The sequence below is a fragment of the Desulfovibrionales bacterium genome, from assembly GCA_028715605.1.
Classification (GTDB): Bacteria; Desulfobacterota; QYQD01; order QYQD01; family QYQD01; genus QYQD01.
Map to the genome: position 1 here is coordinate 182863 of JAQURM010000002.1, position 14636 is coordinate 197498.

A 14636-nucleotide genomic window follows, 5' to 3' on the forward strand; every position below is an offset into this window, starting at 1 on the left:
TTGCGTATGAATGTGAAACAGGTTTCCGGATCAAAAAAAGGCGTTGATAGAAGGTCGGCCGGGGATCATAGGCAGATAGAGCTTATCACCACGCACCTCAATGCTGACTTTGACGCCCTGGCTTCCATGCTGGCCGCCAAGAAACTCTATCCCGGCGCCATATTATCTTTTCCCGGCTCCACGGAAAGGACTATCAGGGACTTTTTTGTACAATCGACGGCCTATCTTTATGATTTTACCCGCATAAAAAATGTCCCCATAGCGGACATACGCCGGCTCATTCTGGTGGATACCAGACAGCCGGGGCGTATTGGCCGGTTTGCGGAGGCATTGCAAAACCCGGGCATAGAGGTCCATATTTATGATCACCATCCTTCTTCCGCCGAGGATATTAAAGGTAGCGTGGAAATCATACGTCCGGTAGGCGCTGCGGTTACTATTCTGACGGGGTTATTACAGGAGAAAGGAATAGACATCACCCCGGAAGAGGCCACTATCATGGCCCTGGGTATCTATGAAGACACCGGCTCCTTCACCTTCACTTCCACTACTGCCGAAGACCTGAAAGCCGCATCCCTTCTGCTCGAAAAGGGGGCGGACCTCAACATTATTTCAGATATGCTGGCCCAGGAGCTTACGGCTGAGCAGGTCTCCATACTTAATGACCTGATTCAGTCGGCTTCAACCTATACCATCCGGGGGATCGATATCGTCATCAGCAAGGTCATAGCCAATAAGTATGTGGGTGATCTGGCCGCGCTGGTGCACAAACTTATGGACATGGAGAATCTGGAGGTCCTTTTCTGTCTGGCTTCCATGGAAGATCGCATTTTTATTATTGCCCGCAGCCGCAACCCGGAAGTTAACGTGGCTACGATCCTGGCTGATTTTGGCGGCGGGGGGCACCCCACTGCGGCTTCTGCCACGATAAAGGAACTAACCATACTGGAGGCGGAAGAAAAACTCATCGGCATTCTGCATAGGGAAATAAGCCCGCAGAAGACGGCGCGGCAGATTATGTCCGGCCCGGTTATCCATGTCGCCCCGGATCTCCCCATGAAACAGGCTAATGAGATGCTGACCCGCTATAACATAACTGTCCTGCCGGTAATAGAAGACGGCAAGATCGCGGGGCTTATTTCCCGCCGGGTCATTGAAAAGGCCATTTTCCATGGATTAGAGAATCTGCCGGTCAGCGAATACATGACTACCGAATTTGCGGTGGTTGGTCCGGAGGCCAGTTTCTACGAAATCCAGGCTATCATTATAGATCACAAACAGCGTTTTCTCCCGGTCGTAGAGGCCGGCCGGGTAGTGGGGGTTATTACCCGCACAGACCTTCTGAATATTCTGGTAGCCGATGAGTCACGTATTCCCCACCATATAATAGAAGAACAGGAAAAAGGATATTATGCAAGGGAAAGGAATATCACCGCTCTTCTCCGTGAGCGGCTTCCGGCGCATATAATATCCTTACTGGAGGCCATTGGTAAGATAGCAGATGAAGTTAATTGCAACGCGTATGTCGTGGGAGGATTTGTCCGGGATCTCCTCCTGCGCGTGCCTAATCTGGATATGGACCTGGTTATTGAAGGCGACGGCATCAGGTTTGCCCAGCGGCTGGCGGAAAAGTTTTCGGCCCGGGTCAAAAGCCATAAGAAGTTTGGCACGGCTGTGGTCGTTTTCCCGGACGGTTTTAAATTAGACGTGGCCACCGCCCGTCTGGAATATTACGAATATCCGGCGGCTATGCCCACCGTTGAGTTAAGTTCCATTAAACTGGATCTTTATCGACGGGACTTCACCATTAACACCCTGGCCATAAGACTTAATCGACCGCGTTTTGGCACCCTTGTTGATTTTTTTGGAAGCCAGCGAGACCTAAAGGACAGGCGCATTCGCGTCCTGCATAATCTAAGCTTCGTGGAAGACCCTACCCGTGTCTTCCGGGCCATACGATTTGAACAGAGATATGGCCTGGAGATAGGAAAACATACGGCAAACCTTATCCAGAATGCGGTGCGTATGAATTTATTCGACCGGCTTTCCGGCAAAAGGCTTACGAGTGAACTGAGGCTTATACTATCTGAAGAGAACCCATTGCCTGCCGTCAAACGCTTGGCCGGGTTTGATCTTCTGAAATTTATTCATCCGGCCATTTCGTGCACCGGTGAAATAGAGAATCTGTTTAACAATCTGAAGGCCGCCCTTTCCTGGTATCATCTGTCTTTCATCGATAAACCGGTCGGGAGCTGGGTGTCTTATCTTTTAGTCCTGACGGAGCGCTTGGCTGACGCAGAATTCGGGGCCCTCTGCGACCGGCTGGCCGTTTCACCCCGTCAGAAATCAGGTTGGATGCAGGAACGGGAACTGGCGAATAAGGGCCTGGCTCACCTGAATCAACGGGAGCACATACTGCCTAGTGAAATTTGCACGCTCTTAAGACCGCTTAGCGCTGAATTCATATTATATATGATGGCCAAGGCTGCAAAAAAGACTGGCCAAAAAGCCATTTCTTTGTATATTACAAAGCTCAGCAGCGTAAAACCGCAGATCACCGGAGATGATCTCATTGCCTTGGGGCTCGAGCCAGGGCCGCAATTCAAGACCATCCTTGAAGCCGTATTAAAGGCAAAACTAGACGGCTCGGTGAAGTCTAAGCCTGATGAACTAAGATTTGTCCGGGAAAACTATATAAAGAAGGGATAATTACAGATTGGAAGAGACCATACAACGTCTGGTGATACTGGTTCCGGCTGTATTGCTGGCTGTCACGGTGCATGAGGTCGCGCATGGTTGGGTGGCCGACCGCCTGGGGGATAAGACGGCGCGTCTGCATGGGCGGCTGACCTTTAATCCCATAAAACATCTCGATTTGGTGGGTACGGTGGTATTTTTTCTGACGCAGATGATCGGCTGGGCAAAACCGGTGCCCGTTAACCCGTATAATTTTCAAAATCCCCGGAGAGACATGGTCTGGGTATCTCTGGCCGGTCCCCTTTCCAACCTTATCCTGGCGGTCTGCAGTGCGATTCTGTACCACTTACTGGCTTCCGGTTTCAGTTTGGGCAGCGGGGGCCTTTCCACTTCGCTGGCCTTTATAACGGAGCCGCTTTTATTGATGAGTTATGCTGCGGTGCGCATTAATGTCGGGTTGGCTATTTTCAATATTATTCCCATCCCACCTTTAGACGGCAGCAAAATTCTGGCCGGTATTCTCCCGGCCTCACTGGCCGATAGTTACGCCCGCATAGAGCGTTTTGGTTTTTTGATTTTACTTTTATTACTGTTCACGGGCATTATCGACCGGCTGGTTTTTCCTGTGATAAGAATGCTGACCGGGTTGCTGTTGCAAAGTGATATGGTTTTCGCCTGCTGTTAACAGAGCAATTGACCGGTAAGGAGATATTCATGGCGGAACCGAAGAGGATCCTAAGCGGTATGCGGCCTTCAGGCCGCCTCCATCTCGGACACCTGCACGGTGTACTTAAGAACTGGTTATCCCTGCAAAAGGAATATGATTGTTTTTTCTTCGTGGCCGACTGGCACTCGCTGACCACAGAATACAATAATGCCGGAGAAATTCAGGGCAATATTGTCAACATGGTTATTGACTGGCTGAGTGTAGGCATTGATCCGGTGAAAAGCACTCTCTTTATCCAGTCAGAAATCAAGGAGCACGCTGAACTGCACCTGCTGCTGTCCATGATTACCCCGCTGCCCTGGCTGGAGAGAAACCCTACTTACAAGGAACAGCAGGAGCAGCTTGTCAATAAGGATCTGAACACCTATGGATTTTTAGGTTATCCGGTGTTGCAGGCGGCTGATATTATCATGTACAAGGCAAACGGGGTGCCGGTGGGCGTCGATCAACTGCCCCACGTGGAGCTGACCCGCGAGATAGCAAGGCGTTTTAATTTTATTTACAAAGAGGTTTTTCCCATACCGGAACCAATGCTTGCCGAGGTTCCGAAGCTGCCGGGCATTGATGGCCGCAAGATGAGCAAAAGCTATGGCAATGCCATATTTCTCTCGGATACGCCGGAAGAAATGTCACACAAGATAAGCCAGATGGTGACGGATACCAACCGTATGCGGCGCAAAGACCCGGGCGACCCGGAAAGGTGCTTTGCCTTTGCCCTGCATCGCCTTTACTTTCCGTCTGTGGTTCTGGACGAGATCACGGATGCCTGCAAAAAAGCGACTATAGGCTGTGTGGAGTGCAAAAAGAGGCTGGCATCTGCCGTCGTTTCCGCTATGGAGCCAATCCGGGAGAAGAGGCGGTCTCTGCTCAAAAAATCGGAGTGGGTTATAGAGATTCTGGAGAAAGGATCACACAAGGCCCGGCAGCAGGCCATGGCCACCATGGAAGAGGTGCGTGGCGCCGTCTGGGGTACTCAGAGATGGAATATCAAGTCAAATTAGATGCCTTTGAGGGCCCGCTGGATTTACTCCTCCATCTCATTAAAAAGAACAAAGTCAATATCTACGATATCCCCATTGCTGTAATAACCCGGCAATACCTGGAATATCTCGACCTTATGCGTGTCCTCAACATTGAGGTGGCCGGAGAGTTTCTGGTTATGGCGGCCACCCTTGCCCATATCAAGTCGCGCATGCTCCTCCCCCAACCTCAGGCAGAAGATGAAGAGGACCCCCGCCTGGAAATTCTACGTCCCTTGCTGGAACTTTTGGAGATCCAGGACGTCGCCGGGGAACTGGTAAAACGCCCTCTGCTGGACAGGGATGTCTTTTGCCGCGATTTTGTGCCGGATGAAGTAAAGGAAGGAGATGAGGAAAAGGAGCCGGCCGCATTTGCCGTGGGGATCTTTGACTTGATAGACGCCTTTCGCCGCCTGATGGAAAAAGAGTCTGTCGAGCATTTCATGGATATTACCCTGACCCGGATCAGTCTAAGTGAGAAGATAGATGAGATATTAAATCTTCTTTCGCCGGGGCAGCCTGTTTCTTTTCACGCCCTTTTTACCGATCCATTGACCCGCCGCGGGATGATCCTTACCTTTATCGCCTTGCTTGAAATAGCCCGTTTGGGCCTGATCCAGATATGGCAGCGCCCTGCCGGCGGCGAGATAGAGCTTCAACTTAAATAAATCAGACTTGCTATTTTGAAGGATTTCCCGGATCTCATCGCCATGCGCATGAGCTTGTTACAACGAGTGCACTTTGTTTTTTTGCCCCCGTTTTTTTATTTACTGGACAATTTTGTGTTTGTGTTGCCTTTTCGAGGGGGGTTAGCCTCGTGCTTACAGTCCGTCTTTGTGTCTCTATTGGGCGTGAGTAAAGTTGCTGTGTATATCTTTAACCCGGGTTACTCGCCCTTCCCCTGATTACCCCATGCAATGTCTCACCCAGTTCTTTGATTCTATATGGTTTGGCAACCACGGCCCGAAACCCGTATCTTCTAAAATCGGACATTACCGGGTCATTGGAATACCCGCTGGAAACGATGGCTTTAACGTTAGGATCTATTTCCAGCAGTTTCTCAATGGCTTCCTTGCCTCCCATCCCGCCCGGGACGGTTAAATCCAGGATAACTGCATCGAAAGGCTCACCGCTTTCCTTGGCAATTTTATAGAGTTCTATGGCCTCGACGCCATTTTTAGCAAACTCCACGCTATATCCCATATGGCTGAGCATCTCCCCAGCCACATCCCTGACCATCTCCTCATCATCCATCAGGAGCATTCTACCTGTTCCTTTAGATATCTTATCGATTTCCTTGTCTTTTATCGCTATGCTATGCTCAGAAGCAGGTAAGCAAATAAAAAAGGTTGTCCCAACTCCTAACTTGGATTTTACATCGATATATCCGTTGTGTTTCTGGATAATAGAATAGGCAACCGTAAGCCCCAGACCGCTCCCCTTCCGTTTGCTGGTAAAATAGGGGTCAAATATTTTTGAGAGATGTTCTTTCAGTATGCCGATCCCTTGATCTTCAATGGATATCTTTATATACCTTCCCTCTTTTAGAGGAAGACCCTGTCCGGCGTCTACAACCATATTTTCAGCCCGTACCTTGATTATCCCGCCTTCGGGCATGGCCTGGCTGGCATTGATTATCAAATTGTTGATGACCTGACTGATTTGCCCTTCATCGATCTCGACCGGCCAGAGATCGTCTGGTATCGTAAATTCACACCGGATATTGGAACCACTTAGGGCAAAAGGGACTGCATCCCTTAGTGATTCTGAGACAGAAGCTATTTTCTTAATCGGTGCTCCGCCTCTGGAGAAGGTAAGTAATTGTTGGGTCAAATCCTTTGCCCGCAGGCATGCCTTTTCTGCCTCGGTCAACCTTTCATAAACTTTATGTCCTGGTTTTGTATACGCCTTTGCCAGCGTAATATTACCCAAAATTGCCGTTAGAATATTGTTGAAATCATGGGCGATACCGCCGGCCAGGATACCGAGAGATCCAAGCTTATCTGCTTTCAGGAGCTCCTCTTCCATTTTCCGCTTTTCAGTAATGTCGCGAAAGACCAGCACTACGCCGATAATGTTCCCGTCTTTATCACGGATAGGCGCACCACTGTCAGCTATAATTCTCTCTGTATCATCTCTGGCCACAAGGACTGTATCGTTAGCCAGACCAACAATACCATTGGTTTTAATTACCTTCTCAAAAGGATTTTCACAGCGTTTCCGGGTGTTCTCATTGATAATATGAAAGACCTCCGCCAGCGGTCTGTCCATGGCCTCTTCTTGAGTCCAGCCGGTTAAATCTTCTCCGACTTTGTTGATTAGTACTATTTTCCCTTTTATATCGGTGGTAATTACGCCATCCCCAATGGAGCGCAGAGTAACCGCCAGGCGTTCCTTTTCAGTGGCCAGCGCTTTTTCCGCCTGGCGGCGCTCGGTGATGTCGCGGAAGACCAAAACTACACCCGTGATATTTCCTTTGTCATCTCTGATCGGTGCACCGCTGTCATCAATAGGCCGTTTCATTCCGTCTTTGGCTATCAATACGGTATGATTGGCCAGCCCGACGACCACGCCTTCTCGGAGCACCCTGGTGGCCGGATCCTCCACCTCTCTACCGGTTTCCTCATTTACTATATTGAAAACCTCTTTCAGGGGTCTTCCGACCGCGTTTTCCTGCTTCCAGCCCGTCAGGGCCTCGGCCACGGGATTCATAAATATTACGCAACCGTGGCTATCGGTGGCCATCACCGCATCGCCTATACTTTTAAGCGTGGTGGCCAGCCATTGTTCACTCTCTTTTAACTTCCTTTCCATCTTATGCTTGAAAAGGCCCATCTCGATGGCAGTGTGTAATTCTCTTTCCTGGAAAGGCTTGAGTATATAGCCATAGGGCTCTGTTATCTTGGCCCGCTGCAATGTTTCATCATCTGCATAGGCAGTGAGGTATACTATCGGGATATCAAAACGAGCACGGATTTGCGCAGCCGCCTCCACGCCGTTCATATCCCCTTCCAGCACGATATCCATCAGCACTAAATCCGGGTGCGTTTCGGCTGCTTTTTTAACGGCCTCCTCGCCAGAGGAGGCGACAGCAGAAACCGCATATCCCAAAATTTTCAACGTATTTTGTATATCTTTGGCGACGATGCTTTCATCTTCGACAATCAGGATCTGTGCCTTCGCCATGGTCTTAACCCCCTCCCGCATACCTTTTGATTACCTAAACTTCTTCATTTGTAACGGGCAAATGTAATCTTAAATTCTGTTCCACTCCGCCCTGGTGGACTATCCAGCTCGATCGTACCCTTGAGCTGTTTTACCAGGGTAATTACTAACTGCAGACCTAATGTTTCTGTATTCCGGAAGTCCAAATCTTTCGGGAAGCCGACGCCATTATCACTGACAATTAGTGTAACCCTCTCGCCGGTCTCTGTGTCGCGCACAGGCAAGTCCTTGTCCAAACGGAGCTCGACGTGGATTTTGCCCTTTCCCCCCCGGGGGAAACCGTGTTGCAGACAATTTGAAACCAGTTCATTTATGATCAAACCACAAGGAATGGCCATATCAATACCCAGAGAGACATCGTCCACGTTTATCTCCGAAGTTATGGTCTGTGGATAGATCGCATACGAACGGAACAAATAAGTGGTGAGGTTTCTGGTATATTCCGCAAAGTCAATCCGCGTAAAGTCTTTGGACTGATACAATTTTTCGTGGATCAGTGCCATCGATCGGACACGGTTCTGGCTTTCCTTGAATATCTCAAGCCCCTGTTTGTCCTTGATATGCGTAGACTCAAGCCTGAGCAGACTGGAAATGACCTGTAAGTTGTTTTTAACCCGATGGTGAATCTCCTTCAGAAGCACCTCTTTTTCTTCAAGCGAGGCCTTAATTTGCTCTCTCGCCTTTTTCATCTCATCTACCAGGCGGGCATTTTCCAGAGAGATGGCCGCCTGGGAGGCCAGGAGTTCGGTCGTTCTCGCCTCTTCCGACGTGAAAATCAGGTCGGCCAAACGGTTTTCGAGGTATAGAATCCCAATCAATTTAGATTGCTTGGTCAATGGGAGACAAAGTACGGACCGAAGCTGCAGGGTCTGAACCTCCGGGTTATCCTTGAACTTCCCCTCTTCTGAAGCATTGTCCAGTACCACCTTCTCTTTAGTTCGATACACATAACGGATGATAGCCTTACAGACATCTGTGGCCTCTTCCAGGCCATATTTGACAGTCCGGGCCACATCTTTTTCGATGATGTGACTTTCAGCGCGGACCATCAGGCTGCCATCCTCTTCCGTTAAAAGATATCCGTGCTGCGCCCCCGAGGCCTCCAGAACCACGTTCATAATCTTTTTCAACAGGACATCGGTGTCCATCTCTGCGGAAATGGCCAGGGAGGATTTCATCAGGTAGTCAACATCCAGACAGGGAAGGGTGTAGCCAGCAGGTTCGGCTTCAACCGGCAGGTGAGCCGGGACCTCTTCCTCAAAATACTCCGGGTGTTTCTCCATGAGAAAGGCCTCTTTACGTTCTGCCCGGCATCTTTTATACAGACGGGCGGCCTCGGCAAAGTAGACCCCAGCCGTCCCCACCCCGGCCTCCTTGAGGAGTTCACCCCGGCATTCATTAAGGTGCCCTTCCAAGAGGGTGTATCGCTTTTCATGGGCCATAGCTATGGCATCAAAGTAGAGGCTCCGGGCCTTTCTGAACTCCCCGGTGACTCTTTCCAGTTCAGCATAGACAAAGGCCAGATAGGGTTTTAACAAAGGCCCCAATTGGGCCCAGGTCTCGACCTTCTCTATGATTGGTTGGATGTAAGACAGCAATTCTTCCTTGCTCTTGTAACCGATCCCCCTTTCATACAGCCGGAGGGCATTCAGCGCCTGAAAGACATACCACTGCCGCTTCAGTACATTGTCGGTAAGCCCGGTCAGATACCGCCTCACTTCCAGCAAATACTGTTCAGCCTTTTCATACTCCCCGAAATAATAATGGGCTAGGGCCATGTGGACATAATAGCTTCCCGCCGAGGCAATATGATTGTCCCTCTCCCATTTTTTGATCCTATCCTCCATGGGGATAGGCGTATAATTTTTCTTCATCGGCGCAATCCACCCGGCCTGCATGGCCTCGGCCAGACCAACGGAAAAGGCTAGATTATATTTTTGAGAAAACTGAAGACATTCCTGGGCGTACTCCTCAATGGCCGACAGGTTGCCTCCCCGCACCTGGAGGTTCCACATCAAGGGGCCGTAAGATAGCCCGGCGTTATACAGGTCACCGCAATTCTTCCCGCACTGGATCGATGTCAGGCAATATTTAACCACCTCTTCGGGATGACTCCTGGAATGCATGTTACACCAGACCACCCCATTCATCCCCCGGGTGGCGCCAAAGGTATTTGGGTACTTTTCAGACAGATTACGCGCCAGGTCTTCATAGCGGAAGGCCTGCTCAAATTCTCCCTGTTCCCCCAAATAGAGACCCATGATCGAAAAGGAGTAGATTACTGACTCATCCATACCGCCTTCCAGGCAGTGTTGGGTGGACTGTACGGCCGAGAGATAGAGTTGAGGCACCAGACCGGACATATATAAGTCCGGGATAAGTTCACTATAGAAGGCCAGTTCAATCTTGCCCTTTCTTTCCTGGGTAAACGGCATATTCAGGATAATGTCCCAGATGTTGTCGCCATATTTAGAGGTGATTTCATTCATCAATTGCTCTCGTTTTTTCTCCGCCAACTCAGGATCGTCGGGGATCGATTTTTCGAAAAAGGCGAGGCCCCGGTTGGCGGTTTCAACGGCCTTTATAAAATTGCCTATGGATGAGAGCGAGGTGGTCTGTTCGGCCAGGGCCTCGGCCTTGTCCAGATCGGTTTGGGCATGGTCGAGTAATTGATTGAGCAGTTTTTCCGAGCCCTCATATCTTCCGCACATCAGCTCGGTCTTGGCCAGTTTCTGGAGTATCTTAAAGGTACGGTCGTACTCTACCTCCCAGCAGTCATCCGGCAAAACCTCAAGGCTTTGCCGAAAATACTCATTGGCCGCTTCTGTAGCCAGCGAGTCCAGGGACTTGTTACCGGCGTGATAGTTGATATCCGACAATTGGTAGGCCGTTCCTCTGTCCAGCATCCTCTCCCTTCCTAAGTTTAGATGGGAGGCGATGGTGAAGAGGCTATCCAGTTTTTCCAGATCTGTTCCTTTGGAGACCGCCGAAAGGAAGTGGTTCCCGATCTGCCAATGTATCTGCCGCCGCCTTTCCGATTTTATGGTGCTCAGGACCGCCTCCTGTACCCGGTCGTGCACGAATTGCAATTGATCCTTGCTCTCTATCAGAAGCCCTTGCCTTAAGGCCGGCTTCAACTTCTCAAACGTATCCAATAATGTGATCTCTCTGACCAGGGCAATTTCATCTGGTGCGAAGCGGTTTCCCATGCAAGCGCAGTATTCAAGCAGGTCAATCGTATCCGGAGGCAATTTTTGTACCTTGGAGCTAAAAAGCGCCACCACCGTGGACGGCATGTCAGACCGCCGGATCTTATCCATGTCCCATTGCCATTGCCTGTTTCCATCTAAAAAGAGCAGATCTTCATTATATAAATAGGCCAGCATCTCGCTTACAAACAAAGGGTTTCCCTCGGTAAGTTTGGTTATAAAATCGGCCAGGACCACAGTTTGTGAAAGAGGAGAATCGAGGATATAGGAGACCATCTCATCACAGTGCTCGGGTTTAAGGGCTTCCAGCCTGATTTCTTTCAGAGGTTGCGCGTTCTCCTTGACGTTTTTTATTAGCTTTGCCAGGGGATGGCTTGAATCCACCTCATTATGACGATAGGCTCCTACCAGAAAAAGGTACGGATGCTCCTTATAGTTGGCAAAGATGTTGGCCAGAAAATCAAAGGAGGCCACATCGCACCACTGAAGATCGTCGATAAACAGCACCAGGGGGTGTTCCTCTCTGGCCAGGCAGGTCAAAAAGCGGCCAAAGACATCATGAAAGCGGTTTCTGGATTCCACAGGAGGAAGCGGCTTAACCTCCGGCTGAGACCCGATCAGTATCTCCAGTTCCGGGATCACGTCGGTGACCACCCGACCATAGTTTTCCACCGCCTCGATAATCTTTTGCCTCCAGAGAGCGACCCTTTCATCACTTTCCGTTAAGAAGGTCCGCACCAGATTTCTCAGGGCCTGGATAAGGGAGCTATAGGGAATGTTCTTTTGATAGACATCGAATTTCCCTGAGGTAAAATAGCCCCGGTGCTCCACGATTGGTTTCTGAAGCTCTTGAATCAAGCGGGTTTTCCCAATGCCGGGCAGCCCGGAAATAAACAGGCAGCGGAAAACCCCTTTAGCCGCTTTATCATATTCCTCAAGGATAATCCCGGCCTCACTAGCGCGTCCCACCATTTTAGAGATGAAGGCCACTCGATGGGTACGATCGTGAATCCCTAAAGGAAATGCGCTGATTGTTCTAGTGGCTGAATATTCATCCCGGCACCACCTGAGGTCGGCCAGAAGCCCGGAGGCGCTCTGGTAACGTTTCTCCGGCTGTTTGAGCATTAATTTGGCTGTGATTTCACTTAAAATAACGGGAAGTTCGGGATTTAATTCGTGTACGGGCGGCGCTTCTTCCGCCAGGTGGGAATGGATCAATTCCAGGGGGTCGGTAGAGAAGAAGGGAAGCCGCCCGGCCAACAGTTCATAGAAGGTAATCCCCAGCGAGTAGAGGTCACTGGAAAAATTGACTCTATGGTGGATGCGCCCGGTCTGTTCGGGAGAGGTATAGGCGAGAGTACCCTCCACAAAACTGCGGTCATAAATGAAATGGCTCACATCTCTCACATCGAGGGGGGTTATAAAGTCAATCAGCCGGATATCGAGGGCTTCCGCCTGAATTAATATATTATGGGGTTTGATGCCGCCATGAATAATCCCTGCTTCATGAACTTTATTCAGGAGTTCAGTCAGCTTACAAGCTATGGTGAAGAAATCATTTATGGTAATCTTAGCTTGTTTTTGGGCCCACTCATCGAGGGTTATTCCCTCGAAATAGTCCTGAGTGAAAAACTGGATATCGCCTCTCACCTCAAAGGATAAGGGCGTAATAAGCCCGGTATCATGTAAGACCCTAAGATGCTCGATTTTCTGTCGAAAGTGTCTTTTTTGATTTTCGGATAGGGAGACTGCTTTTAGAATCTTGAGCGCCAATGGCCGATGCGGATTTTTTTTGTGAAAGGCCTTATAAACGATGGATTGGGGGCCTTCACCCAACTTTTCCACCAGGTCATAATTGGAAATTATGGTTATCATTTTGTCCATGTTCAAGGTTCACATCCTTAAGCTCCTGTCTGGGCTGGGGAATAATTTGCGGAGGCGACAAGGGAATCTCATCCATAATTTCAAACAGTTAGACAGAATCGCCCTGCTAGCGGGTATGTGAAGTTATATATCTATCTGTTACGGCAGTTTTACTACTTTTCTAAAAATTTTTGCAAGGCAATTGTGATAGTTGTCAATGGCTGCTATTTTATTTATCTGTCAAAACCGCTGATATGGTCAGTGGTGGGGCGTGGGGGGCCCCACGCCTTTGGCGCATCTACCGACGTTCAGCTAACGCCTTTTTCTCTAAATTTTATCCGAATTCAATTGAAACACTATATTGACAACTCCTCTGCATAATAATAACTTGTTGACAGGATTTTGGTAGAATGCAATATATATATTATTTTTATGTTAAAGATGTAGAGTTTATAGTTACGGGATGGATTACTTAATTGATGAGGCGTAGAACTCTACACATACGACATGAATTATAGGGTCACACACAAGGAGGACTGGATCGTGGTTTGGAAGAAGACAGTAGCGAGTTTAGTTCTGACGATAGTTATCAGTTTAGCTTTCTTCAGTATTGCCTCTGCCCAACTGGGGGAATTAACAGAAATAGCCGGTGGGCCGCTACGGGTGGGAGAGACTCTCACTGTCTCTGCGTATCCGGGACATGAGGGACATGGAGACCATAAGACATACTACTGGGTGGATTGTGTCGCCCAGCCCGAAGGCGCGAAGGGAGACATCGAAGTCTATGTCGGAGACAAGAAGATTGACGCCTTTTCCGTTAATAATAAAGAGATGCGGATGCTTTATTTAGATACCGGCTTCAGCGTGAAATATGCCGGCGGCGAGGCCGAGTCCATGAAGGTCTCTGTCCGCATAGCACCATACACCGTAGGGCCGGGTGGGCATTAAAAGGGTAAGTATCACCCTAAAACCCTTTTCCACTAAATCACCAGGTGCGCACGCCTACGGCGTATCTTCGACAGGTGCAACCTTACCAGTCATGTGCTTCTTGCGGGACACTGCTTCTGTTCATCAAACTGATGGCGTTATTCTTACAGACAGCCCGGCATATACCGCACCCGTAACAGTTTATGGGATTAACAGAGCATTTTGCATTTTGCCGGTCATACGTGATCGCATCAAAGTAGCACCTTTTTAGGCACTCCTTGCATCCGTTGCACAGAAGGGGATCGATACCTGCAACATATTCACCTTTCCACATGGCCTTACCGATCTGCATTTTCAACTGGAATCTGTACGCCATGCAATCCCTGTCGCAGTTACACAGGGCGCCGATAAAAGGGGTATTGAACGTCCAGACGCTGTGTGTTTGCCCCTCGGCATCAAGATGCCTGATGTATTGTTTTGCTTCTTTGCTTGATAGCCGGTCAAAGTCGCTGAGATCAGGGATATCTTTAAATACCGGGGTCAGATCCATGCCGATGCCAAAGCAATACCTTTTGTTTTCGCCTGTGGTCACCTTCCGGCAAATACACGGCAATCTTACCACGGATGTGAAGTTATCCAGGATATTTTCGATATCTTCGACAGGCACAATCTGTCCGAAGTGTGTTTTCTTTAAATGCCGCATTCTCTACCGAGCGGAGCGAGGGAGAGAACCAGGGGATAGACAAGAAGACGGTAAATACGGGGAAGACGTTTTTTCCATGTATATGCCCTTTGTACATCTATGCTCAGAGAATGAAAGAAATTCTTGAGATAGGCCTTCAGCTTTTTTTCGGAGCTTACCTGATGAAACATCTCCTCGGTATAATTGGTGATATTTTCATACCACTTCTTACCTTCTCCGTGTTTTATACAGAATTCACACATGAAAGACTTCCCTTATCGGCATGA

General features: G+C 49.1%; 9 protein-coding genes. 5 read left to right on the forward strand and 4 right to left on the reverse strand.

Annotated elements, in window-relative coordinates:
- Positions 1-6: 6 nt before the first annotated feature.
- The 4 genes from PHT49_03600 to PHT49_03615 are packed head-to-tail and all read left to right on the forward strand — an operon-like array spanning position 7 to position 5111.
- The gene (locus PHT49_03600) at positions 7-2709 is read left to right on the forward strand and encodes a CBS domain-containing protein (GenBank protein ID MDD5450959.1); all 2703 of its coding nucleotides are present in this window, start codon (positions 7-9) and stop codon (positions 2707-2709) included.
- Between the two features lie 7 nt (positions 2710-2716).
- Entirely contained in the window at positions 2717-3382 is a 666-nt protein-coding gene (locus PHT49_03605) for a site-2 protease family protein (GenBank protein MDD5450960.1), read from the forward strand.
- Between the two features lie 29 nt (positions 3383-3411).
- A complete protein-coding gene (gene trpS / locus PHT49_03610; protein MDD5450961.1) occupies positions 3412-4425 on the forward strand; it encodes a tryptophan--tRNA ligase in 1014 nt (337 codons plus the stop codon).
- Positions 4404-5111, forward strand: coding sequence for a segregation/condensation protein A (locus PHT49_03615; protein MDD5450962.1), 708 nt, complete (start codon positions 4404-4406; stop codon positions 5109-5111). The genes trpS and PHT49_03615 overlap by 22 nt, the downstream gene beginning before the upstream one ends.
- Before the next feature lie 208 nt (positions 5112-5319).
- Here the strand turns inward: PHT49_03615 and PHT49_03620 are convergent, their stop codons facing one another.
- Together PHT49_03620 and PHT49_03625 are read right to left on the reverse strand one after the other, a co-directional pair.
- A complete protein-coding gene (locus PHT49_03620) occupies positions 5320-7629 on the reverse strand; it encodes a response regulator (protein ID MDD5450963.1) in 2310 nt (769 codons plus the stop codon).
- A gap of 44 nt (positions 7630-7673) precedes the next feature.
- Positions 7674-12761 carry an AAA family ATPase gene (locus PHT49_03625; protein MDD5450964.1) on the reverse strand — a complete coding sequence of 1696 codons (5088 nt, stop codon included), beginning with the start codon at positions 12759-12761 and terminating at the stop codon, positions 7674-7676.
- A 522-nt stretch (positions 12762-13283) separates the two neighbouring features.
- On the opposite strand from PHT49_03625, the gene PHT49_03630 reads away from it, so the two are divergent.
- Complete coding sequence (locus tag PHT49_03630; GenBank protein MDD5450965.1) at positions 13284-13688, forward strand: hypothetical protein; 405 nt, start codon at positions 13284-13286, stop codon at positions 13686-13688.
- An 82-nt stretch (positions 13689-13770) separates the two neighbouring features.
- Here PHT49_03630 and PHT49_03635 read toward each other — a convergent pair whose 3' ends face one another.
- Positions 13771-14334, reverse strand: coding sequence for a hypothetical protein (locus PHT49_03635; protein MDD5450966.1), 564 nt, complete (start codon positions 14332-14334; stop codon positions 13771-13773).
- Positions 14335-14357: 23 nt separating this feature from the next.
- Positions 14358-14612, reverse strand: a complete 255-nt coding sequence (locus PHT49_03640) for a hypothetical protein (protein MDD5450967.1) — start codon at positions 14610-14612, stop codon at positions 14358-14360.
- Between the last annotated feature and the right edge of the window lie 24 nt (positions 14613-14636).

Coding starts and splice junctions, on each gene's coding strand:
- PHT49_03615 (MDD5450962.1), top strand. CDS start 4,404: ATGGAATATCAAGTCAAATTAGATGCCTTTGAGGGCCCGCTGGATTTA.
- PHT49_03620 (MDD5450963.1), bottom strand. CDS start 7,629: ATGGCGAAGGCACAGATCCTGATTGTCGAAGATGAAAGCATCGTCGCC.
- trpS (MDD5450961.1), top strand. CDS start 3,412: ATGGCGGAACCGAAGAGGATCCTAAGCGGTATGCGGCCTTCAGGCCGC.
- PHT49_03625 (MDD5450964.1), bottom strand. CDS start 12,761: ATGGACAAAATGATAACCATAATTTCCAATTATGACCTGGTGGAAAAG.
- PHT49_03600 (MDD5450959.1), top strand. CDS start 7: ATGAATGTGAAACAGGTTTCCGGATCAAAAAAAGGCGTTGATAGAAGG.
- PHT49_03640 (MDD5450967.1), bottom strand. CDS start 14,612: ATGTGTGAATTCTGTATAAAACACGGAGAAGGTAAGAAGTGGTATGAA.